Annotated in this window: 18 protein-coding genes and 1 pseudogene; 6 read left to right on the forward strand and 13 right to left on the reverse strand. The window is 49.8% G+C overall.

All coding sequences use genetic code 11. The features are described 5' to 3' along the window. Positions 1-20 precede the first annotated feature (20 nt). Positions 21-368, forward strand: a complete 348-nt coding sequence (locus AC6IB1_RS14880; protein WP_497567292.1) for a hypothetical protein — start codon at positions 21-23, stop codon at positions 366-368. A 209-nt stretch (positions 369-577) separates the two neighbouring features. After that, positions 578-2,203 (forward strand): methyl-accepting chemotaxis protein, encoded by a 1,626-nt coding sequence (locus AC6IB1_RS14885; RefSeq protein ID WP_497567293.1) that lies wholly within the window; start codon positions 578-580, stop codon positions 2,201-2,203. Between the two features lie 56 nt (positions 2,204-2,259). Here AC6IB1_RS14885 and AC6IB1_RS14890 read toward each other — a convergent pair whose 3' ends face one another. The 5 genes and pseudogenes from AC6IB1_RS14890 to AC6IB1_RS14910 form a co-directional block, all read right to left on the reverse strand. Continuing rightward, positions 2,260-3,834 carry a GMC family oxidoreductase gene (locus tag AC6IB1_RS14890; RefSeq protein ID WP_497567294.1) on the reverse strand — a complete coding sequence of 525 codons (1,575 nt, stop codon included), beginning with the start codon at positions 3,832-3,834 and terminating at the stop codon, positions 2,260-2,262. A 2-nt stretch (positions 3,835-3,836) separates the two neighbouring features. After that, positions 3,837-4,379, reverse strand: coding sequence for a hypothetical protein (locus tag AC6IB1_RS14895; protein WP_497567295.1), 543 nt, complete (start codon positions 4,377-4,379; stop codon positions 3,837-3,839). Positions 4,380-4,430: 51 nt separating this feature from the next. Beyond that, positions 4,431-4,825: pseudogene (locus AC6IB1_RS14900) on the reverse strand (VOC family protein). A gap of 121 nt (positions 4,826-4,946) precedes the next feature. Continuing rightward, positions 4,947-5,270 carry a ribbon-helix-helix domain-containing protein gene (locus tag AC6IB1_RS14905; RefSeq protein ID WP_040528633.1) on the reverse strand — a complete coding sequence of 108 codons (324 nt, stop codon included), beginning with the start codon at positions 5,268-5,270 and terminating at the stop codon, positions 4,947-4,949. Positions 5,271-5,427: 157 nt separating this feature from the next. Next, entirely contained in the window at positions 5,428-5,910 is a 483-nt protein-coding gene (locus AC6IB1_RS14910) for a sel1 repeat family protein (RefSeq protein WP_497567296.1), read from the reverse strand. 309 nt (positions 5,911-6,219) lie between these two features. Here AC6IB1_RS14910 and AC6IB1_RS14915 point away from each other — a divergent pair, with 309 nt between their 5' ends. Beyond that, positions 6,220-7,128, forward strand: a complete 909-nt coding sequence (locus AC6IB1_RS14915; protein WP_497569152.1) for a GGDEF domain-containing protein — start codon at positions 6,220-6,222, stop codon at positions 7,126-7,128. On the opposite strand, the gene AC6IB1_RS14920 is transcribed toward AC6IB1_RS14915, so the two are convergent. After that, entirely contained in the window at positions 7,125-8,459 is a 1,335-nt protein-coding gene (locus AC6IB1_RS14920) for a diguanylate cyclase (protein ID WP_497567297.1), read from the reverse strand. The genes AC6IB1_RS14915 and AC6IB1_RS14920 overlap by 4 nt on opposite strands. A 745-nt stretch (positions 8,460-9,204) precedes the next feature. Here AC6IB1_RS14920 and pykF point away from each other — a divergent pair. Further along, on the forward strand, positions 9,205-10,617 hold the full coding sequence (gene pykF / locus AC6IB1_RS14925) for a pyruvate kinase PykF (RefSeq protein WP_497567298.1): 1,413 nt from the start codon (positions 9,205-9,207) through the stop codon (positions 10,615-10,617). A 66-nt stretch (positions 10,618-10,683) separates the two neighbouring features. Here pykF and AC6IB1_RS14930 read toward each other — a convergent pair whose 3' ends face one another. From AC6IB1_RS14930 to AC6IB1_RS14960, 7 genes are all read right to left on the reverse strand, one after another. Continuing rightward, on the reverse strand, positions 10,684-10,836 hold the full coding sequence (locus AC6IB1_RS14930) for a hypothetical protein (RefSeq protein WP_005504038.1): 153 nt from the start codon (positions 10,834-10,836) through the stop codon (positions 10,684-10,686). A gap of 148 nt (positions 10,837-10,984) precedes the next feature. Beyond that, positions 10,985-11,482: an acetolactate synthase small subunit gene (gene ilvN / locus AC6IB1_RS14935; RefSeq protein WP_005504039.1), complete on the reverse strand. Its 498-nt coding sequence runs from the start codon at positions 11,480-11,482 to the stop codon at positions 10,985-10,987. Next, positions 11,482-13,200: an acetolactate synthase 3 large subunit gene (locus AC6IB1_RS14940; RefSeq protein ID WP_497567299.1), complete on the reverse strand. Its 1,719-nt coding sequence runs from the start codon at positions 13,198-13,200 to the stop codon at positions 11,482-11,484. Before AC6IB1_RS14940 ends, ilvN begins: the two co-directional genes overlap by 1 nt. Positions 13,201-13,735: 535 nt before the next feature. Continuing rightward, positions 13,736-15,529, reverse strand: a complete 1,794-nt coding sequence (locus AC6IB1_RS14945; protein ID WP_497567300.1) for an AMP-dependent synthetase/ligase — start codon at positions 15,527-15,529, stop codon at positions 13,736-13,738. A 294-nt stretch (positions 15,530-15,823) separates the two neighbouring features. Continuing rightward, positions 15,824-16,771, reverse strand: a complete 948-nt coding sequence (gene leuO, locus AC6IB1_RS14950) for a transcriptional regulator LeuO (RefSeq protein WP_497567301.1) — start codon at positions 16,769-16,771, stop codon at positions 15,824-15,826. A gap of 365 nt (positions 16,772-17,136) precedes the next feature. After that, positions 17,137-20,256 carry an efflux RND transporter permease subunit gene (locus tag AC6IB1_RS14955; RefSeq protein ID WP_497567302.1) on the reverse strand — a complete coding sequence of 1,040 codons (3,120 nt, stop codon included), beginning with the start codon at positions 20,254-20,256 and terminating at the stop codon, positions 17,137-17,139. Continuing rightward, positions 20,253-21,584 carry an efflux RND transporter periplasmic adaptor subunit gene (locus AC6IB1_RS14960; RefSeq protein WP_497567303.1) on the reverse strand — a complete coding sequence of 444 codons (1,332 nt, stop codon included), beginning with the start codon at positions 21,582-21,584 and terminating at the stop codon, positions 20,253-20,255. Before AC6IB1_RS14960 ends, AC6IB1_RS14955 begins: the two co-directional genes overlap by 4 nt. A 568-nt stretch (positions 21,585-22,152) precedes the next feature. Between AC6IB1_RS14960 and leuA the strand changes: the two genes are divergently transcribed. Together leuA and leuB are read left to right on the forward strand one after the other, a co-directional pair. Further along, on the forward strand, positions 22,153-23,709 hold the full coding sequence (gene leuA / locus AC6IB1_RS14965; protein ID WP_497567304.1) for a 2-isopropylmalate synthase: 1,557 nt from the start codon (positions 22,153-22,155) through the stop codon (positions 23,707-23,709). A gap of 2 nt (positions 23,710-23,711) precedes the next feature. Beyond that, positions 23,712-24,800, forward strand: a complete 1,089-nt coding sequence (gene leuB, locus AC6IB1_RS14970) for a 3-isopropylmalate dehydrogenase (RefSeq protein WP_497567305.1) — start codon at positions 23,712-23,714, stop codon at positions 24,798-24,800. Positions 24,801-24,805: the final 5 nt, after the last annotated feature.

Consider the following 24,805-nt stretch of genomic DNA (forward strand, 5'->3'; position numbering starts at 1 on the left):
TACTTTTGAAGGGGAACGAAATGTTAGACCGGTTGGACTGTCTTCAAACGCTGCTACCTAACAGCAACAAACACAATGTTGTACCCATGTATATGTTTGCCAATGAACGCGGCCTGCCTGTGGTGCTTCGGATAAATGTGCGTGGTATCGACCCTTCACTTCCTGTGATGCTCATTGCCTTCGACATTGATACCCTCGCTACCTCCATCCACTGTGAAATCCAATACCCCAGAGAAGGTGTGACCTTTAAACGTTATGGACAACTGACATCCTCTAGCTTTCATATTGGCACCTGCGAAATTACCGATTGGGCATCGCTGGAAACACTCGCGGTTGAATGGTTAACCTCTCCAGCGCCAACAACTTAACCGCCCGCTCTGCAACGCCCCACACCATGAGGCCTCACTCTACGGAATGCCGCATTGCATGGTAAAACTGTCTACGTCAGCGCTTTCATTTTCACGCTATATACCACACACCTCCCCAAGACGTCTTTAAATCAACAAATTATGCATGTCTCAAATTCGAATCTACACTGAAAGAGACTTATTGATGAATGTGAAGCAGCAGGTTTTTCATGAAAAATCTCAGTATCAAAGGGGCAGTGATTGGTATCTTGACCACAGTAATCGCCATCCTGACAGCAATTTCCCTCACAACTATCCTTTCTTTGCGCGATGATCTGAAAGAATATGATTTTGTCGTTAACACAGAGATCCGCTCCGTACAGCTCGCAGACCAAATGAATATTGAGTTCAAGCGGCAGGTACAAGAGTGGAAAAACGTATTGATCCGCGGTAGTGATGATGGGCAGCGTGAGAAATACTGGGGCCGCTTCCAAGAGCAAGAGTCAAAAATCCAGGCGTTAGGCAGGGAATTAGTGCCCTTGTTGAACGATTCACCGGAGCAGACATCCCAGGCCAATGATTTCCTGAGGTCGCACAAGAAGATGGGAGCGGATTACCGTCGTGGTTTTAATGATTTCGTGAATGCGAATTATAACCATACTGCAGGTGATAAAGCGGTGAGTGGCATTGACCGTGAGCCTTCTGCACGTCTTGATGAACTGTCAAATGTCTTAAGCGAATCCGCTGAAAAGCATGGACAAATCCTGCAATCGACAGCACGTGAATTGGTGAAAATCTCTATCATTTCAGTGATTGGTATCAGTATCGTGCTGCTGGCTCTTGCTTATATACTCATCATGAAGTTCATCACTCGTCCACTGGAAGCGACAGCCAAAGAGCTGGATATTATTGCCAGTGGAGACCTAACAAGTACTCCTTCAGCAACCGGTTTGGGCGAAATTGGTATGATTAATGCATCTGCCACCAAATTGCATAATCAGTTGGCAAACTTAATCAGCGGACTACAGCGCTCAGCCAATGAGCTGTCAACGGCATCAAACCAACTCAATAGCAATTCTCAGAAACAGTCAGAGTCAGCCAATGCCCAACAACAACAAACCGAACAAGCCTCTACTGCGGTAGAAGAGCTTTCACGTTCAGCGGCAGAGATTGCACGCAGTGCCAATGAAACCTCTGACAGCACGCAACAAACAACGGGATCGGCTGCAGTAGGTGCTACTCAAATGGAATCCGTCAACGCGTTGATGACCCAGCTTCGCCAAGATATTGAATCGGCGGGATCGGCTGTTGGTGATTTGTCCAAACGTGTCGTCCGCGTAGATGAAGTGATGACTGTCATTAGCGGAATTGCAGAACAAACAAACTTACTCGCCCTAAACGCAGCCATCGAAGCTGCCCGTGCCGGTGAACAAGGTCGTGGTTTTGCGGTCGTTGCAGATGAAGTCAGGGCGCTGGCACAGAAAACCCAGGAGTCTACCTCTGAAATTGCCGAAGTCCTTGCAGGTTTGCGCCAAGGATCCGAATCTACCGTTAAAGCGATGCAAAACGGACAAAACAAAACGGATGAAGTAGTCACCAATATCAGCGAGGTATCCGAACGCTGGCGGGATCTTGCCAATGCCATCAATAGCATCGCCGAATTGAACACCACGGTCGCCGCAACGGCAAATGAGCAAACCTCAGTCTCACAAGAGATTTCTTTGCTCATTTCAGAGTTGCATGCTGCAGCACAAATCCTACAAGAGCAGGCGGCAGACAGTGCACAATCAAGTTCAATACTGGATAAGCTTGCCAAGCAACTGCGTGACCAGATTATTGCGTATAAGACTGCCTGATATCATTTTCGTCTAGGTAACACGCCCTCCAACCTCACCGGAGGGCATATTTACAGTCAAAGACGTTTTTGGCTCATGGCATCGGCGATATATTCCGCCTGACGGATAGCCAACGCTACGATGGTCAGGGTCGGGTTTTCCGCCGCCCCCGTGGTGAAGACGCTGCCATCCGACACAAACAGGTTGTCGATATCATGCGACTGTCCCCATTTGTTGACCACACCATCCTGCGCCTTTGCACTCATCCGGTTAGTGCCGAGGTTATGGGTCGAAGGATAAGGGACCACGCGATGGGTTTTCACCGCACCTACCGCCTCATAAATCGCACTGCCCTGCTGGTAAGCATGGTTTCGCATAGCAATATCATTGGGGTGATCGTCATAGTGCACGTTTGGTACGGGCAGACCAAACTGATCTTTTACATCCGTGTTGAGTGTGATGCGGTTGGTTGACCGTGGCATGTCTTCGCCAACAATCCACATACCCGCCATGCGTTCATACCCTTCCATGTCTTTGGCAAATTCTTCACCCCAGGCCCCTGGCCGTAAAAATGCAGCCATAAACGGCAGGCCAAGCGAGAGGGTTTCTAATTCATACCCACCTACAAAGCCGCGTGAAGGGTCATGCCGGGCCTCATCCTGAACAATACCTGCCATGGTGGTACCACGGTACATGTTTACCGGATTCTCAAACTCCCCGTACACAGAACCTGTCACATGACGCATGTAATTACGGCCCACTTCCCCAGAGCTGTTCGCTAACCCGTCCGGGTACATGGCAGTTGCGGAATTCAGCAACACGCGCGGACTTTCAATCGAGTTCCCTGCCAGGCAGACAATGCGCGCTTTCTGATGTTGTTCATTCCCATCGGCATCCACGTAGAGCACACCGTCAACCTTGCCTGTCACATCATGGGTAATTTTCAGTACATGGCTGTTGGGGCGCAATTCAAAGTGCCCTGTCGCCTCTGCTTTCGGGATTTCGGTATACAACGTCGACCATTTAGCCCCCATCCGGCATCCCTGAAAGCAAAACCCCAGCTGTTGGCACGAAGCCCGTCCATCGCGGGGTTGGGAGTTAATCGCCATTCGCCCGGTGTGCACGTTTTTGTAACCGATCTTGGTCGCACCGGCTTGCAACACTTTGAAGTTGTTGTTGCCGGGTAATCCCGGAATATCATGGGTGCGGGTCACGCCCATTTTGTCTTCCGCTCTGTCGTAATAAGGCGCAAGCTCCGCCAGGGTGATCGGCCAGTTCAGCAAATTGGCGTCTTTAATATCGCCATACACATCCCGGGTGCGGAATTCATGTTCCTGAATGCGAAGGCTGGCCCCGGCCCAGTGAAGGGTCGAACCGCCAACAGTTTTACAGATCCATGCTGGTAAGCCCGGAAAATCCCTTGCGACTTCCCAACTGCCGGAGGTGGTTCTGGGTTCGAGCCAAGCCTCCTTGCCGAACATTTTCCATTCGTTGTTTTCAAAATCCTTGCGGTAATCGAGGTGTGAACCAGCTTCCAGACACACCACATCCACCCCTTTTTGAGCCAATTCATTACTCAGTGTGCCACCACCGGCACCGGAGCCAATCACCACCACAACACTGGTGTCTGAAAGATCAAATTGCTTCGCCATGACTAGACCTCCTTGCCCGGTGTTGGCAACCACTGAATATCATTAAAGCCGCGGTTGATGTAGCCCCCTTTCTCAAAAGAAGGGCCTTCGTAACCAAAGGAAGACCAAAGGCCAGGGTTGTCGTAAAGGGAAACCACCATATTACTGCGGATAGCTTGGAAAAAGGGCTCACTGTCCACCTGTTGCAACAAGGCTGCCTGTTTAGCTTCTGGCAGGCTGTTCCAGTCTCCATCAGCGGCGTTGGTCAGGGAGGCCACGCCTTCAATAATGGCTTTCAATTGTGAGGGGGCTTTCGCCGCTTGTGCGTCAATACTTTCAACACTGGCAGCATAAAAAAGGTCGTCCAATTCAGGGTGTGGATAAATACTTCGGCTGATGCTGATCAGGGCATTCGCCGTTTTGTTATCCAGTGCCTTCACGGTAAGTGCCCAGCTTTTGCCAGACAGGGACAATCCGGCTATCGCATAGGCATACGCCGCGGTGGCCGTCAATGCACCCATTTTTAAAATGGTTCGCCTTGAAAAGGCAGGGTTCACGTTATTCATGATTGCTCTCCTCGCTTTCAGCTTCCTTTCGCAAGCAAGATAGCGCTTCTTCTATTGGAAACGTCCAGACTGCTCAAGGAATTCGATTTTGTATCCATCGGGATCGGTCAGGAAAAAAAACGCGCCATGGGTTTTCCGTTGTAACTCATGGCTTTCATCTCTGTAGGATTCAGGTTGGCATCGCAAAGTTTGGCGTGTATAGCAGCAAGATCGTCCACACACACAGCCAAGTGACCATAACCGGAGCCGTGGGTATACGCTTCGGTCTGGCTGTGGTTGTGCGTCAGTTCAAGTTCGAAGTCACTGCTGTCATTACGCAAATAGATGAGAGAGAAACCATCAAAGTCAAACCGCTGTGCAACATCCAGATCCAGTGCAGTTTTATAAAATGAGAGAGAACGATCCGGATCGAGTACCCGAATCATGGAATGGATCATTTTCGCCATAAATACCTCCGTGTTTATTAAGTCATTCCACTATAACGACGGGGTATTCGGCTTGGGTGGTATCATGCTACCGCATGTGAAAAAATTGTTAATATTTGTTGTTGGCTGCTATCGCGCTTTTTCATCCCGCTTTATCCAGCGTTTCACGCTGTCGCAATTCAGCATTAGCCAGGTTAAGGACACCGTGAGGTTCGCTGAGATAGAGAATACAGCTGCAACGCAGCAAAGAGGCAAAGTTGCTGACATCACCGTTAATATCGAGGGCTTCATCATACATCGTAGTAAGGAACTTGCCGGTGTTCATGCCTTGTTCCTGGGCAAGATGATCAATGATCTGCCAGAATTTTTTCTCCAGCCTTACACTGGTTGAATGACCTGCAAGGCGGACTGAACGTGAGTGCATTTCGTAATTAGCGGGATCCTGCCCGGCAAATATAGTACACATAACTTCTTACCTTTGTGCTACAACTCCTATGAGCATATTCCATGCCCCCCTTGCACACCGCCTCATCAATGAGACACCCTAAGGGTAGGAAACTTTACGCGTATACCCAAGAAACCTGAATATGCTGAGTGCAGGTTTATTGGGTATATTCCCTTGTTTAACAAGAGTCTCCTTTTGCCTGCAAATAGTCGCAAGCATCCGTCACCCCTTCGCTGGCCGCCATACGCAGATATTCACGTCCCCGCACCCTATCCATCTGTGTACCAAACCCTTCATAAAGCGCTTTACCATAATGATACCGGGCCAGCCGCGAATATCCGGCCTCATCATCCATTGCTGCGCCACGTTTCATCAAGGCAGTAGAACGAACAGGATCCGGCGGGGCGTACACACCGTTCTCGTGGATTTGTGCCAAGAGCAGCATCGAATACACATCGTTCCAGCGTGAGATACAGTCTTCTAAAATGGCCACAGCAAACTCATGATCACCGGTCTTTTCAGCAAAATACCCATAAAGGCATTTCATACGTTTATCGCTGTCCAGTTGTTCAGTGTAAGCAAATTCGCTGGTAGGGGCAGCGGGCGACGACAGGGAAAAGAACATCACACAGCTCCCTGCGAGTAATTTCCATGCTGACATGCAAATGTTCCTCCTCTTATGGCTATGATATTGGTTAAATCTAGCAAACAGTGGCAAAAACGGGGTGTTGAATTGATGTGACAAAGGGGGAAAATAAGGCCGGTGTTAGGATAATAACCGGATAAAGATTCTGTCTTATTTTTGAGTTTTACTGCCTGTTTTCACTCCAATTTTGACGTAATATTAATACATATGACTCACAAATGATTAATTTGAAAATACAGTCCCTGAACCTTGAAATATATCGCAGTTTTCATGCGAACAAGTGATAACTTTCACAATTATTTGACTAGCCCTTCTTCCATGTCAATGCCAGATTTTAAAGACATACTCGACATACATCCTAACCCTTGTGTCATTCATATCAATTTTGTGCCGAAGTATGCCAACAACGCATTCGCTAAGTTCAGCGGTATGGAGAGTGCCGAAGACGTGCTCAGCTTGCCCTCTATTCGTGTGTTGTTTGAGAAAGAGCACTGGCCAGAAGCACAGCGTCGTTACAACCATGCGATAGAAACCGGGATCCCGACACCGCCTGAAGTGATCAATCACATGGATTTGAAAGGGAATCCTATGATTGCGGAAATTACCGACAAAGTCATCGATTGGTACGGCGAGAAAGCGATGTGTACCTTTGTCAGTGTGGTAACAGACCAAGTCCGTCGTGAACGTACATTGCGGGATATGGCGAATCGCGACGACCTGACTAATCTCTACAACCGCCGCTACCTGCTTGATCTGTTCAGTGAACGTCATGCCGCCCACCAACGGTGCCAATACCTGGCGATTGCAGATATCGATCACTTCAAGCACATCAACGACACATTTGGTCACCCGGTAGGGGACATTGTGTTACGCCGCGTTGCAAGGGAGATTGAAGATTTCACCGCACCGGATGAGTATGCATTTCGGCTTGGAGGAGAAGAATTTGCGCTATTAACCTGGGCAGACAATCATGGCGAAGCCTATGCCCGTTTAGAGCAACTGCGCAAATCCGTAGAACACTGTGAATTCCGGGTCAGCCATCCCAACTCACAGCCTCTGACACTTAGCTGTACCATTTCCATCGGGATGACAGTCATTACAGCAACGGACGACTTTCTTTCCGCCAGCTTACGTGCAGACGAAGCGCTGTATATTGCCAAGAAGAGCGGCCGTAACAATCTGATCAATTATGAAGCATCAATAAAGAAAACACAGAAAATCAACGCCAGTTAAGCGGTGATATTTCCCGCATAACGGTGAAAACGTTGGTGAGAAAGCTGGCTGACCACGACCCGGTTTCTGCCCGCTTCTTTCGCTTGATACATCAAGCGGTCAGCATAATGCAGCAAAGCTTCTAATGATGTCTCCGGGCTTTCCCTGTCCACCAACAAAGCACCGATAGAGGCCGTAACATGAAGATCCAGCTGTATTTGTGACGCCTGGGGGACCAGACAACTGCAGACATAATCCGCATTCACTTCCAAATCCCGTACATCTTCAGCGGGTAGCAGCAGGCAAAATTCCTCGCCACCCAGTCTTGCAACCGCCACAGCCTCACGCACGTAATCGGTTAATACTCCCCCCAGGTTATTCAGTACTTCATCCCCTTTCAGGTGACCGTATTTGTCATTAATTTGTTTGAAGTGGTCAACATCGAGCATCAATACACCGAGTTTCCCACGCTTTCGCATATTGCTGACCCGCTTGCTGCTGTACATTCTGTCCAGTCCACGCCGGTTCATCAGCCCAGTCAGGGAGTCGGTATAGGCATAATCTTCAAGTTTGACATTCAAGGCTTTCAGGGCACGGGTCTTTCTGGTCACGACTTTTTTTAGCAAGATGATATAGCTGACAGCCACCAGAAACACGAGTGAACCAGTGATCGGCCAAAACCAGTGTGGGATCTGGGTAGTTTTGCTGGTGTTAAGCCACTTTTGTTTAATACGGGCAATTTCCTGTGGTGGAATATTCTTAATCCCGCTTTCGACTTCCTTAAACAGCAGTTCATTGTCTTTGGGGATCGCAGTGTACAACATCTTTTGATAAATGCGTTCAATCGGTACAAAGCGGTTTGGGTTTTCCTGCTGATGCAAATAGTACGTCGCAACTTGAGTATTGAGCAGCATGCGGTTTACTTTGCCATTGTGTGCAGCCTGGATCAGCGCCGCATTGTTATCAAACCCCAGGGTTGCCACTAACGGATAACGCGTTTGGACGTATTCTTCTTCGTAACTGCCTTTCACCACGCCAATCACCATTCCCGGCAAAAAACCCTGAGTTCGCAATTCTTCGTCGCGGTTCCGTACATACAAGGTGGTAGAGATCTCGAACAGTGGCAAAACATAATCTAGGGTATCCACCAGGGATTCAGAATAAAGCAAGCCACCGTGAACCTTACGCCCCCCCGTTTTCATAGCTTCGATTGAGTCATTCCAATCGCTCAGCGCAAACTCGACCGGCGTATTGTTGATCTCTGAAAACAACCTCCAGTAGTCAACCAACAATCCCGTCGCAATACCATTTTCAGAAAAAGCAAACGGCTTCCAGCTATGGGAATTCGTCACGATAATGGTCTCTTTATCTGTTTCAGATAACGCTAGCGACTGGGGCATTCCCAGCATGAATACCACAACGCTACAAACGAATCGGCATAACCGAAGCGTATATATCAAAAGCAAGCCTCTTTACACATCAATTAGTGCAAACATTGTCGCAAAATTCAATCAACAGACCACACTGTGTTTAACAGTTGATTCACCAGAGCGAGAGCTTGATCTCTGAAACTGTGAAAAAAATTCGGAATTTCATTGAAAAACGAAAAAATATTGTCACTTTATTTCACAAACATCCATGCGTGATGCCTATACCACTGTACACCCCTAATGCTTCTTTCTCTTCGTTTACGAATGTTCACCGCTCTTTGCCTAATCGTTATCGATTAGTGATCTACCTAGATTATTGTGGTAAATTTACAGTTTTGAAGCGGGTATGCGTTTTATCACTTAAGTGGAATGTAGAATGAAGGTGGGAATAACCCTTTTTCCATTGCCTGCGATCAAATTTCCGCCATATAAAGCATGTATACTTGTGCCCGCTTTCATGGATGAGTTGTGTTGTCCAAGCGCCTCACCGTTTGGACAACACAATTATGTGGCATGAACCTGTATTAACGCTGTAAGAGCAATAAGGCACTGTTGCCGCTCATCACTGTGTCAAGGTTGTTGTTTTATTACAAACTTCAATAACCTGTGCCCGTGGTTACAGCGACATTTATCCCTTGGGTAAACGTTCGACCGGAGAGAACCTTACATGAAAAAGACCAAAATCGTTTGTACGATTGGACCAAAAACCGAATCGGTAGAGATGCTGACCAAGCTGGCAGAAGCAGGCATGAACGTCATGCGCTTGAACTTCTCACACGGCGACTTCGCTGAGCACGGCACACGCATCGCTAACCTGCGTAAGGTAATGGAAAACACAGGAAAGCAACTGGCTATCCTGCTGGATACCAAAGGTCCTGAGATCCGCACCACCAAACTGGAAGGCGGCAACGATGTTTCTCTGGTTGCAGGTCAGACTTTCACCTTCACGACTGATGCATCAGTCATCGGTAACGCAGAGCGCGTTGCAGTCACTTACCCAGGCTTCGCCAATGACCTGTCTGAGGGTAACACCATTCTGGTCGACGACGGTCTGATCGAAATGGAAGTGCTGGAAACCACAGAAACAGAAGTTATCTGTAAAGTACTGAACAACGGTGATCTGGGCGAAAACAAAGGTGTTAACCTGCCAGGCGTTTCAGTTAACCTGCCTGCACTGTCTGAGAAAGACAAAGGCGACCTGATCTTCGGTTGTGAACAAGGCGTTGACTTCATCGCGGCGTCTTTCATCCGTAAAGCATCTGATGTGAAAGAAATCCGCGAACTGCTGGACGCAAACGGCGGTGAGCGAATCCAAATCATCTCAAAAATCGAAAACCAGGAAGGCGTTGATAACTTTGACGAAATCCTGGAGCTGTCTGACGGCATCATGGTTGCACGTGGCGACCTGGGTGTCGAAATCCCGGCAGAAGAAGTGATCTTCGCACAGAAGATGATGATCGAAAAATGTAACCGCGCACGTAAAGTGGTTATCACCGCGACCCAAATGCTGGACTCAATGATCAAAAACCCACGTCCAACCCGCGCAGAAGCCGGTGACGTGGCAAACGCAATCATGGACGGTACTGATGCAGTGATGCTGTCAGGTGAAACTGCGAAAGGTAAATACCCTGTTGAAGCGGTTACCATCATGGCGCAAATCGCCAAGCGCACTGACGCTGTACTGAAAGCGGAGCTGGGTTCGCGTCTGGACAGCCCTCGCCTGCGCATTACTGAAGCGGTATGTAAAGGTGCCGTTGACACGGCTGAGAAACTGGGCGCACCACTGATCGTGGTTGCGACGGAAGCCGGTAAGTCTGCACGCTCTGTACGTAAGTACTTCCCAACAGCAAACATCCTCGCGATGACCATCAACGAGAAAACTGCCGCACAACTTTGCCTGAGCAAAGGTGTAACATCTGTGGTTGTTGATCAATTTGAAAACACTGACGAGTTCTACCGTCGCGGAAAAGAAATTGCACTGGAATCAGGTCTGGCTGCGAAAGGTGACATCGTGGTGATGGTATCAGGTGCACTGGTTGCTTCCGGTACCACCAATACTGCCTCTGTACACGTTCTGTAATCTAACCGTACTTAACAGGAAAAGGGAGCCAACGAAAATTGGCTCCCTTTTTTAATGTCTTAGGTTTTACTTTCTGAACCAGGATGGCAACAGTTCATTGCGGTGGGTATTGACCAGAATGGCCATTGGCACCAAGTAAATCCAGCCAACCTTGATTGTCAGGACAGCCAGTGACAACGTTGTCACCCTCACCAAATACTTATTGATGGTTTGGAACACGTGACGTTTCTCTTTTAAGTTATTTTTACTTTTGATGAAGATGGCAGTATACATTTTGAGCAAAAAGTCGCAAGTTGAGAGCATCTGCAAATCAAAAAAAGCCGATGGCTCCTACCATCGGCTTTTCCGTGACGGGTCGGGTTCTCGATTACTGACGTAGCGCGCGCTCACCACGTGCGATGCCCACGATACCACTGCGTGCAACTTCAATGATGTCAGTGACATCTTTCATTGCTGAGATAAAGGCATCAATCTTTTCGCTGGTTCCTGCCAGCTGCACCGTATACAGCGCGTTGGTGACATCCACGATCTGGCCGCGGAAAATGTCTGCAGTGCGTTTGACTTCCGCACGGGCAAAGCCACTCGCTTTCACCTTCACCATCGCCAGTTCACGCTCAATATAATCAGATTCAGTCACATTGCTGACTTTCAGCACGTCGATAAGCTTATGCAACTGCTTTTCGATTTGCTCACGCTCTGACTCTTTTACCACTGTTGTAGTGATATTAAGGCGGGACAGGGTCGGATCGTCTGTCGGAGAAACCGTCAGTGACTCGATGTTATAGCCACGCTGGGAAAACAGACCGACAACACGGGACAATGCACCAGGTTCGTTTTCCATCAAAATCGATACAATACTGCGCATTATGTTCTCTCCGTCTTGCTCAACCACATTTCATTCATCGCTCCGCCGCGCACCTGCATCGGGTACACGTGCTCGGTTTCATCCACGCTGATATCGATAAAGACCAATTTGTCTTTCATCGCCAGACCACGCGCCAGTTCGCTTTCTAGCTCTGCCGGATTGCTGATACGGATACCAACATGGCCATAAGCTTCGGCAATCGCCGCGAAATCAGGCACCGAGTCCATGTAAGAATGAGAGTGGCGACCTTGATAAATCATGTCCTGCCACTGCTTCACCATACCAAGGAAGCGGTTGTTGAGATTGATAATTTTGACGGGAATGTCGTACTGCAGCGCGGTTGACAGTTCCTGGATATTCATCTGGATACTGCCGTCACCGGTGACACAAATCACCTCAGCGTCAGGGAGCGCAAACTTCACCCCCATGGCAGCTGGCAGGCCGAACCCCATGGTGCCAAGCCCACCGGAGTTGATCCAGCGGCGTGGCTTGTCAAACGGGTAATAAAGCGCCGCAAACATCTGGTGCTGACCAACATCTGACGCCACATAGGCATCACCATTAGTGAGTTTGTAAACCGCTTCAATCGCTTGCTGCGGTTTAATGCGCTCATTATTGGTTTCATACGCCAGGCACTTGCGCTCACGCCAGACATTGATGTTGCTCCACCAGGCATCAAGCGCTGCCGCATCATTCGAGCCCCCCTGCTCAGTCAGAAGCTTCAGCATGGTGTTCAGCACCACATCAGCAGACCCTACAATTGGGATATCAGCCGCGACGGTTTTTGAAATGCTTGATGGGTCAATGTCAATGTGCATGACCTTGGCGTTCGGGCAGTATTTTTCGAGGTTGTTGGTGGTACGATCATCAAAGCGCACACCGATACCGAAGATAAGATCGGCATTGTGCATCGCCATGTTGGCTTCATACGTACCGTGCATGCCCAGCATACCGAGAGACTTATCACCTGTTCCCGGATACGCACCAAGGCCCATCAAGGTGCTGATAACCGGAATGTTCAGGGTGTCTGCCAGCGTTTTAATCTGCTCACCACACTCCGAGATAATCGCACCGCCCCCAACGTACAGAACCGGCTTTTTCGCTTCCAGCAGCACTTTCAGGCCACGCTTGATTTGTCCTTTGTGTCCCGACGTTGTCGGGTTATAAGAACGCATGGACATGCTTTCCGGATACTCGTAAGGGTATGTGTTTGCAGGGTTCAGCATATCTTTCGGCAGATCAACAACCACAGGACCAGGGCGGCCGGTTGATGCCAGATAAAAGGCTTTTTTGATGACTTTGGGAATGTCTTCGGTGTTTTTCACCAAAAAGCTGTGTTTTACGATGGGACGGGAGACACCCACCATATCACATTCCTGGAAAGCATCGTTACCAATCAGGTTACTCATTACCTGGCCGGAGAGTACCACCAAGGGAACTGAGTCGTAATACGCGGTCGCGATACCGGTAATCGCATTGGTTGCACCTGGGCCTGAAGTGACCAACACAACACCCACTTCGCCGGTAGCACGGGCATAACCATCCGCCATGTGAACCGCAGCCTGCTCGTGACGGACAAGCACGTGCTCGATATCACTTTTCTCATGCAGTGCATCATAGATATCCAACACTGATCCGCCCGGATACCCAAATATATGTTTAACGCCCTGATCGATCATCGAACGAACGACCATGTCGGCTCCTGACAACATTTCCACTATATGCCTCCATGTCTGCATAGTTTAGGACTTATTTGTAGCCTAGAGATGGACGCCGACATTACTTACTGCCTGCTTGCCGCCAATCCATGCCAGCTATGCTTTTATCCCCGGTCGTAACAGGGAATAAAAAAGCGTTTGTCCATGCTGCGTTTAACAGTGTCTAATCCCAGTCACCTGTCTGCTGTATGAACACCAACAACTTTAACGCTTTGTTAGCAAATCTGTCTATTACATAACCTTTATTCCCATTAATACTCTAATTGAACAATCATTCATCATTAAAGACTCTGTACAAACCCACTCCATCAGCATTCACTGCTAAAAAGTCATGCGTTAACAACATTTACTGTTTGGACATCCGTTGTATATGCACACGAAAAAAGTCTGTTTTGACCATCAGGGAAATATTTTCGGGGAGTTGCACGTTAAAGACACTTTTGCCTGTCGGGCAATAACGTGAGGGGAAGAAAAGAGGCGAAAAGACGCAAAGAAACAGCCCGACATCAGTGCCGGGCTTTGAGAATTGGCAAGCTCAGTGCTTTTTGTACATGGCTTCAATTTGCTTTTTATATCGCTCCAGAATCACTTTGCGACGGAGCTTCAGCGTGGGGGTTAACTCGCCTTTCGACATGGAAAACTCAGAAGGCAAGAGCGTGAATTTTTTCACCTGCTCAAACTTCGCCAACTCTTTTTGCAGCTCTGCGAGGCGTTTTTCAAACAGTTCGACCACTTCACTGTGTTTAATCAGCTCCATACGATCGTGATATTTAATGTTGAGTTCTTTCGCCCAGCTCTCCAGCGTTTCAAAACACGGCACAATAAGCGCAGACACAAAATGACGCGCATCTGCCACTACCGCAATTTGTTCAATGAAGTGATCTTTGCCCAGCTTACCTTCAATCATTTGTGGCGCGATATACTTGCCACCTGAGGTTTTCATCAGCTCTTTGATGCGGTCGGTAATAAACAGGTTACCCTTGGCATCAATATGGCCTGCATCGCCGGTTTTAAGGAAGCCATCTTTGGTAAAAGTGTCGGCGGTCTCTTTTGGCTTGTTGTAGTAACCACGCATCACCATCGGGCCGCGAACCAGAATTTCATTGTTCTCGCCAATTTTCACTTCCGCATTGGGCATTGGCATGCCAATCGAGTCTGGGTCAAAACTGCCGCTGTCCCAACATGAAACGGTTGCCGTGGTCTCAGTCATGCCGTAACCCAGTTTCACATTCACGCCAATGGCATGGAAAAAACGGCCAATAGCTGGCTCCAGTTTTGCCCCTCCACACGGCATCATGGTGATATTGCCTCCCAGCAGTTCGCGCAATTTGCGCAGTACCAGCTTATCCGCCATACGGTGCGCACTCTTGAGCCAGGGTGCCGGCATTTTGCCTTTACGGGTAATTTCTGCCATCAGGTTGCCAATAGACACTGCCGCACGGAACATGCCTTTTTTCACCGGGTTAGCTGTCGCCACTTTTTCGTGGACCGCACTGTAGATTTTCTCATAGAAGCGCGGCACCGCACACATCACGGTTGGCTTCACTTCCTGCAATGCTTCGCGGATGGCATAGGTATTGGACAGGTAGCAGTTCGTCGCACCGTGATGTAGCACATAGAAAGTCCAGCAGCGTTCAAACACATGTGACAGTGGCAGGAAGGCGAGTGATACTTCATTTTCACTGATCCCAAGCACCTGATCGTGGCTTTCAATCTGCGCAGCAATGTTGGCGTAATCCAGCATCACACCTTTCGGCTCGCCCGTGGTGCCTGAGGTGTAAATCAGCGTCATCAAATCGTCCATCGCCGCATCAGCAAGGCGTTGATTGAACTCCGGATCCACATTGTCATTCGCAGTTTGCAGGAAGTTACGCCACCCCATTCCCATAACATGACCGGAAAAATCGACGTTGTCGTCAAAGCTGACAATTTTTTCCAGTGAAGGACAGCTATCTGCGATCGATATCGCCGCATCGGCCTGGGACTGATCGCCCACAAACAGGATGCGCACCCCTGCATCACGCAGAATATACGCCGCCTGCTCAGCCGTGTTGGTGGGATAAATGGGCACAGGCACGCAACGCACCTGAAGCGCAGCAATATCGGCGATACTCCACTCTGCACAGTTATTGGCGAAAATACCGATTTTGTCCTGCACTGCAAGGCCGGAAACCAGCATCGCACGTGAAGCGGCATCAATGCGTTCACCGAATTGACGCCAAGATAGCTCGCCCCAACCGCTTCCTTGTTGAAAGCGCAGCGCAATCTTGTCGCCCTGAGCATTGACCTGCTCACGAATACGGTTAACGATATGAAGTTCCAGCGCCATTTCACTCTCTCTCAGCACAGCGTGACCCGATAATTACAAGGTGGGTCGCAAGGAAAACAATTGGCTTACAGATGTAAGCTAAAACTCAGCCAGCAGTGTAATGACTCTCCCATCAATTACAAGAAAAAGCACATACAGGACGTTCAAAACCTGAGCAATACATTTGATAAACAGTGTTCATTTCAGAGTACACCTGTTCTCTCAAAGCAGAAAAAAGTTGTAACAAGATATATCAAAGCAAGTATTGGCTTTCACCGGTTTTTAGTGCTTTTTCGCAGCATTTTTGCGCCAGATTTACACCAAAGAGTTACCACAAATCGTCAGCAGTTGGTCACGCATCCATAAGTGACCTTTGTCTTTCTCCGCCGATGCATGCCAGCTCAGGTAGCCGCTGATATGGTTGTTCTCCAGCGGCAGGGGTAACATCTTAAGGTTTTCATGGTTGCTGCCACTTTCAACCATCCAACGTGGCGCCACGGCCACCAGTTGTGACTGACTGACCACATATAAGATATTGCTCAGGCTAACCCCATGATAGGCTTCATGGTAACGGCCATCACGGTATAAAGCTTCAGCATATCCCAGCATCTCACCATTATGTTTCAAGACGGCATGCGCCTCGCTGGCAAGTGCTTTGGCAGTAATGCTGTCTCCAAGACGCGGATGGTTTTTACTTGCCACCACCACCAGCTCATCGCTGAACATCTCAGTGCTGCAGAAACCGGCTTCACAGAAGTGCAGGTAATCAATCACAAAGTCCACTTTCTGATAGCGCAATTTACGGGCGATATCGCGATCAAACTCCGTTTCTACCTGTACTTTGACACCAGGCGCAACGGAAGAAATGGTATTGAGGATCTGAGGAACAAACCGCATGTCTGAGGGGCTGCAAATCGCCAGGCGGAAAGTACGATTACTGGTTTCAGGCTCAAACACTGACGTCGGCAGCTCATTTTTGATCAACTGGATGGCCTGACGAATTGGGCCAAATAGCTGACGGGCGCGCTGTGTCGGTTTAATGCCACGGCCATTGCGAACAAACAACTCATCATTAAACATCACTTTCAGGCGTGATACGGCATTACTGACTGCCGGTTGCGACATCCCCAGGTTCTGTGCGGCACGTGTAATGTTCTGTTCTTGCATCACGGCATCAAAGACCGTGATGAGGTTAAGATCGACGCTTCTCAGCGTCGTATCAGTGCGGCTCTCGAAATGGTTAACCGACTCTTTCTGCGTCATACCTAAACCCTGAAGGAAACAGTAAATGTAAAGCGTCTGTGGCAACAGTCACCGATCAACCCTGGAGAGTTCATTATTAATACGAAGTAGGTTGACCTTCCAGCCATGAGACAAAGCTTGCTTACGTCTTGCAATAATATGAAATTGCGCGCGCGACAATCAAAGCATCAACTTAGTAACACGATTGAATAAATACCCCCAGTAAATTGTTGTAAATTGATGCCTAGAAGAAGCAACAGAAAAAACAACAAATCAACAAAAAAAACTGAAAATCATATGGTTAAATATAAAGTTAGACTAAAAAACCTGTCAATCAGACATTGACTCGACCAATGGGGACATCGATTTATATTTGCCGGCAAAGATCACGCCGGCATATCACCATGAAGGGGTTGGTGTCGTTTTACTTTGCCGAAGTCTGCCAATATGGCGTAGGCCGCAGGGATCATAAACAGCACCAACAGTGTTGATGTAAAAATCCCGAATACGATGGAAATCACCAGAGGTTTCACCACCTGAGCCTGCAAACTGGTTTCCAACAGCAGCGGCAACAAACCTGCCGCCGTGGTCAACGACGTCAGGAAGACGGCGCGGAAACGCTCCTGACTGGCTCGCACCACGGCATCATAAATATCTTCCCCTTCATCGAGATGATGGCGGATGTATTGCACCAACAAGATAGAGTCATTCACCACCACGCCAGCTAACGACACGAACCCCATCAGGCTTGGCATACTGAGCGGATGCCCCAGCAGCCAATGCCCCCACAGCACACCAATCAAGGCAAGCGGGATAGCAATCAAGACCACAAAGGGCTCCAGATAACTGCGGAATTGATAACTCAGGATCACGAAGATACCGAGCAAGCCCAGAGCAAAACCAATCCCCATGGAGCGGCCGGTTTCCGCAGAGTCCTGACTCTGGCCTTCAAACAACACGCGTAGCCCCGGATATTGCGTTTCCAGCTCTGGGATCACATCGCGTTTTAATTGCGCCAACACATCACCGATGCTGACCTGGCTTTGCACCACATCGCCATAAACACTCAGCGTTCGCATGCCATCAATGCGCTGGATACGCACAAAGTTACGCTGATAATTAAGCTCTGCGGCGGTAGAAAGCGGCACCTGACTGCCATCCGGCAACACAATCGGGAAATTGGCAAAGTTTTGCAGGCTGGCGGCATCATCACTGTCGAGGCGTACATCAATTTCAATGCTCTCTGGGCCGACCTGAATTTCATCGGCCGTTTGACCGAAATAGGCGGCGCGAAGCTGGCGCGCAATCATTTGGCCGTTAATGCCAAACGCTTCTGCCCCCGGGCGCAGGGTCACCTTCACTTCTTCTTTGCCGGGGCGCATGTCATCAAGTACTCCTGACACGCCCTGAAATTGGCTGATAAACTGCTGGATGGCGACCGAGGCTTGTTTCAATTCGTTCAAATCGTCATGTTGCAAGCGGATATCAAAGTCGCGCCCTCCCGGCCCCATCGCCGGTTGCTTGAACACCATGGAAATAGGATCGGTCAGCACGCCGGTTTCTTTTTCCCAATCTGAGATGAAGTCATCAATCAGGGTGTTGCGGATCTCCGCACTCAACAAATCAAGCCTCACTGTCGCGATATGCTGACCACTCTCATCAGCATCGGCATTAAAGTTGAACTGCTCGGTAATGTGCTCCACCAAAGGCTGACCACTTTCATTTTGTTCACTTAATCGCTCACCCACTCGATTGGCTGAGGCCACCAGTGTTGCGACAACAGCTTCGGTTTGCGCCAGTGACGAGCCGGGCGGCAATATGACACGGGCTTCCGCAATATCCCCATCAAGTTCAGGAAAGCCGACAAACCGCAGTTGACCCGATGCCAGCAGGGAAATTGAAATCAAAAGCATGGCTATCACGCCCCCCACAAAGGGATAACGCCATTTCACGGCACGGGTGACCAACTCCGCCAGTTTACCTGCGCGGAAGGCTTCAAACTTCTCAAGGAAAATGCGCTTGAAGGCCAAATCCGGTTTTGGCGCTTTGGCTTTCGCCAAAGAATGCTGCAAGTGATGCGGCAAAATAAGGAAGGCTTCGACAAGACTGAGCGTCAGTACCAGGATCAGTACCATGGGCACGACCCGCAGCACCGCTCCCATTTCCCCTTGCAGGAAAATCAAACTGCCGAAGATGCAAACTGTTGTTAGATAGGAGGACACGACGCCAGGGAGCACTTTCTTCACCCCGTTCACCACCGCCTCTTCAAGTTTCTGCCCCCGATCGATATGGGCCGCAATGGACTCGGAGATCACAATGGCGTCATCCATCATGATGCCGATAGCCATCAAGAGCGCGACCAGCGACATGATGTTGATGGAAAGCCCAAGTTGCGCCATCAAAAAGAAGCTGCCGAGGAAGGCGACAGGCAAACCCGCCGCTACCCAGAATGAATAGCGCAACGAAAAGAACATCCACATCACGCCAAACACCAGGATCACCCCTTGCCAGGCATTGCGAGTCATCATGGTCAGGCGATCCCAAAGGAGCGACGAGAAATCATTGGTGAGGTTGAGCGTCACGCCATTGGGCGTGCGGGCCCGCTCGTCTTCGACAAACTGGGCGACTTTTTCTTTGATACGAAGAGCATCATCAGCTTTGTTTTTGCTGATTTTGAGCAGCGCCGAAGGTTTGCCATCAAACCATACCTGTTGTTCATCCAGCTCAAAGCGCTCGGTCAACGTCGCGATATCCTGCAGACGAATCACGCCGCCGTCGCTGTCTGCGGCAACCACGATTTGCCCCAGTGTGTCAGCGGCAATCCGTCTTTCGTCAAAGCGTATAAGCAAACTTTTGTTATCAAGCTCAACGTTACCGCTTGGCAAATTGATATTCTGTGCACTGACCTGAGCGGCAATATCAGAAACACTTAACCCCAGCTGGCGCAACGCACTCTCTCGCACTTCGATGCGGATTTGCTTGCCCGAGAAGCCCGCCACGCTGACCAGCGGGACGTCGTATTCACGTTTAAGTGTCTGTTTAAGGTCTTCCGCGTACGCTTTGAGCCCCACCCAATCGGTGTCAGCCGCAATCGCCACGTCCACCACGGGTTCATTCCAATCCAGCTCTCGCACAACGGGCAGTTCAATATCACTCGGGAAGTTGTTGATGGCATTGATTTGGGTTTGGATGTCCACCAGCATGCGGGAGATATCGGCCTGGGCATCGAGCTTTACCACTAACCCTGCCGAACCTTCCACCGCTTCACAACGGGTTTCAACGATGTTGGAAAGACCATCCACCGCGTCTTCCATTAACAGACAAATATTTTGCTCTACCTGCTCTGGGCTGGCACCGGGATACACCACTGTGGCGAGAATATAAGGCGGCGCAAACTCAGGGAAGGTTTCACGCTTGAGTTTTGACAGTGACGTTAACCCCAACAGGATCAAGGTCAACATCAGAAGGTTGGCTGCTGTCGGGTGACGGGCAAAGAAACGGATCATGACGCCTCTCCGTTCACCGGCGTATTTTCAACATCCTCACCGTTTAGGGTCAGCGCGCGAAGCTCCATGCCTGGCACGGCGGGTAGAAGATCGTTCAGCACCAGTTGCTGACCCGCTTTCAGATCCCCGGCGATCGCCACGCTCTCTCCACGCCGAAATAAAATGGTTACCGGCATCACTTTCAACACACCGTCTTCCATCAGGTAGATTTTGTCGCCGCGAAGGGCGCGCTCTGGGATCACCCAATGGGAAACGGGTTTGCCTTCAATGGTCGCTTTCACAAACATGCCATTAACCAAACTTGGTTGGGTGGCAATCCCACGTTTTTGCTCTTCGTTCAATGCAATTTCGAGGATAACGCCGACCGTCGCCTGATTCAGGCTGACGGTATCACTGAGACGTGCCACCTTGGCAGGCCATTGCTCTTTAAAACTGCCACTGGAAAGGTTCACGCTTGCGTTGAGCTGATGCAGTTTTTCGGCAAAACCCTCGTTTGGCTCCCCGTTTAAGGTATCGAAAACCGTCTGCATGTCGTGAATGGAGACCTGCGCATCGACTTCTACCGCACCAAGGCCGTGGGCGATCACCATCACCTGTTGTGGCGTAACGACCTGATCACGTTCGATATTCACTTGCGCAATACGGCTATCCACCGGAAGGACGATTTGGGTTTTATCCAGATTTCGCTGCGCCTGCTCAAGTGCCAGATTGCTTGCTTCAAGCTCCGCTTCGGTAATGCGTTTTTCGTCCGGCAGGACTTTCAGCTGAGCTTCCAGATCCTGAACACGGGTTTGCTGGGAAAGGAAAGCTTGTTGTTCGTTGTCTAATTCTGATTGCGATGTCAGCCCTTTTTGGCGCAGATTCTTTTTACGGGCGAGTTCATCGCGGCTTAACGCCAGTCTTCGCTGTTCAATGGCCAGCGTGGTTTTCAGGTTCTTTTCATCGAGCGACAATTTTGCCAACCGCGCTTCCCGAGCGCTCACATCTGCCTGAGCCTGTGCAACCGCCAGTTGATAGTCGGTGGGATCAATACGCAAAAGCTCAGTGCCCGCGGGCAGCACCCGCCCTTTTTCCAACGCCGGATTGCGGTAAATCACTTTGCCGTTCACTTCCGCAATGGCCTGCCAGGTGAGTTTGGGCGTGACGCGGCCAAAACCAGTGACAACCGGAGCGATATTGGTCTGGGTCAAGGTAATGATATCGACGGGGCGAGCCTTGGATTGCGCGGGTTTGACTGGCACATCCGGGCGGCTGTTAATCGCCAGAAAGAGAACAGCAACACCTATCGCCAACGCGGGGAAGAAAAGTAATTTTCGGCGAAGCGTCATGGCAACGATCTCCTTTCGTGACAACAATCCTGCGGTAATATTACGTTGGAAGACGCCCCTTTTCTCCCAATTTACAAAACATTGCATTACCAACTTTTGGTTTTGTGACAGGCAGTGCTGATGCGTTGGCGGTCAGGCTCACTTTCCCAACATCCCTGCAATGGCGCAGTAAATGCTCTTCATTAGCCAAAAACGCAGAAAACCGCATTAGTGAATTCATCTAATTAAAAAACACAAAAGCAGTGTTTTACACCATAGTTAACATTATGACTGATGCTTTCTTGTTATTTTCTAATTTGATATTGACGCTTTAGTAATCGTTTTGGTATTCATTTGTGCAGACATCTTTAGAGAACTGTTACAAATGACGAAACGCATTTTCCTCCTTGACCTTCTACTTCTCGTGAATAATTCGCGCGGGTAGGTCATGGATTGAAAACAGTTTTCACCAGACACAAAAAACCCGCGCCAAGGCGCGGGTTTTTTGTATTACCTGCCAAAGGTGCGGAGTAGAACCTTATACCAAGGGCTAATACCTTGGTATCCAACGGCAAAAGAGGGAACGACAATGAAAGACCAAGTCATCATATTTGACACCACATTGCGCGATGGCGAACAGGCGCTGTCCGCCAGTTTGACTGTAAAAGAGAAGTTGCAGATCGCACTGGCGCTGGAGCGTCTCGGTGTTGATGTGATTGAAGCAGGTTTTCCGGTATCGAGCCCAGGCGACTTTGAATCCGTCCAGACGATCGCAAAATCGGTCAAGAACAGTCGAGTCTGTGCCTTGTCCCGCGCTGTCGATAAAGACATTGATGTCGCCGCTGAATCCCTCAAAGTCGCCGAAGCCTTCCGTATCCACACCTTCCTTTCCACCTCGACCATCCACGTTCAGGACAAACTGCGTCGCAGCTACGACCAGGTTGTTGAAATGGGGGTGAATGCCGTCAAACGCGCCCGTCGCTACACTGACGATGTGGAATTTTCCTGTGAAGATGCTGGCCGTACGCCAATTGATAATCTGTGTCGCATGGTAGAGGAAGCCATCAAGGCCGGCGCAACCACAGTCAACATTCCTGATACCGTGGGTTACACCGTACCGGGCGAGTTTGGTGGCATTATCCAAACCTTGTTCAACCGGGTACCCAACATCGACAAAGCGATCATCTCGGTTCACTGTCATGACGATTTGGGCATGTCGGTGGCGAACTCGATTGCTGCGGTTCAAGCAGGTGCACGTCAGATAGAAGGCACGATCAACGGTATCGGTGAACGTGCCGGTAACTGTGCGCTGGAAGAGATTGCGATGATCATCAAAACCCGCGGCGAATTGTTGGGGGTGGAAACCGGTATCAATCATAAAGAAATCAGCCGTACCAGTAAGATGGTAAGCCAGCTGTGTAACATGCCTATTCAATCTAACAAAGCAATCGTCGGCGCGAATGCATTCAGTCACAGCTCTGGTATTCACCAAGATGGCATGCTGAAGAACAAGAACACCTACGAAATCATGACGCCGGAGTCGATTGGTCTGGGCCAAAAAGCACTGAACCTGACCAGCCGCTCAGGCCGCGCTGCGGTGAAGAGTCACATGGACACCATGGGCTACAGCGACAGCGATTACAACCTGGATAATTTGTACGAATCTTTCTTGAAGCTGGCAGACCGCAAAGGTCAGGTTTTCGATTACGATTTGGAAGCCTTGATGTTCTTCAACAACCTGCAGGAAGAAGACGACTTCTACAAGCTGAAGTACCTGAGCGTACAAAGCGGCAGCGTGATGGCAACCACAACCGTCAGCCTGCAGTGCGGCGACGAGGAAGTCAGCGACGCTGCGATTGGTAACGGTCCGGTTGATGCGCTGTATCAGGTGATTTACCGCATTACCGGTTATGACATCGTGCTGGACAAGTTTGACCTGACCGCCAAAGGTGAAGGGGAAGACGGCTTGGGTCAGGCAGACATCATCGCCAATTATAAAGGTCGCAAGTACCACGGTACGGGCGTCTCAACAGACATTATTGAAGCCTCAGGTCAGGCCTTGCTGCACGTAATTAACAGCATTTACCGCGCTGACCGCATCGCACAAATAAAAGAACAAGCAACATTAAAAACGGAGACAGTGTAACCATGGCAGGTACGTATAAGATTGCCGTTCTACCGGGAGACGGTATTGGCCCGGAAGTGATGCAGCAAGCCCACAAAGTCCTTGATGCCGTCAGCGCTAAATTTGGCATTAGCTTTGAGAAAACGGAATACGATGTCGGTGGCATTGCCATCGACAACCACGGTACCCCGCTGCCAGACGCCACCCTGAAAGGGTGTGAAGCGGCGGATGCGGTACTTTTCGGCTCAGTGGGTGGTCCTAAGTGGGAACACTTGCCACCTAACGAGCAACCCGAGCGTGGCGCGCTGTTGCCACTGCGTAAGCACTTCCAGCTGTTCTGTAACCTGCGTCCTGCGCAAATTCATGCAGGCTTGGAAGCGTTCTCACCACTTCGCGCGGATATCTCTGCGCGCGGTTTTGACATCGTAGTAGTGCGTGAACTGACTGGCGGTATCTACTTTGGTCAGCCCAAGGGCCGCGAAGGCTCAGGCGCAGAAGAGAAGGCGTTCGACACGGAAGTTTACTACCGCTATGAAATCGAGCGTATTGCGCGCATTGCGTTTGAATCGGCACGTCTTCGTCGCAAGAAAGTGATGTCGGTCGACAAAGCGAATGTGCTGCAAAGCTCAATTCTGTGGCGCGAAGTGGTCGAAGAGATTGCCAAAGACTACCCCGATGTTGAGCTGTCACACATCTACATCGACAACGCGACCATGCAGCTGATTAAAGACCCTTCACAGTTTGATGTCATGCTGTGTTCAAACATCTTCGGTGACATCATCTCTGATGAGTGCGCGATGATCACAGGCTCCATGGGCATGCTGCCTTCAGCAAGCCTTAACGACAGTAAATTTGGCCTTTACGAGCCAGCAGGTGGCTCTGCACCGGATATCGCGGGTAAAAACATCGCCAACCCCGTGGCGCAAATCTTGTCTGCCGCGCTGATGCTGCGCTACAGCCTGGGTGAAGAAGACGCGGCACGCGCTATCGAGACGGCGGTGAGTAAGGCGCTCGAAGCGGGCGAACTGACGGCGGATCTGGCCGGCAACAGCACCCCGCTGACCACCTCCGAAATGGGTGATAAGATTGCTGCGTACGTGAGCGAAGCGTAATAACA

The organism is Grimontia sp. THUN1695 (genome assembly GCF_059704325.2).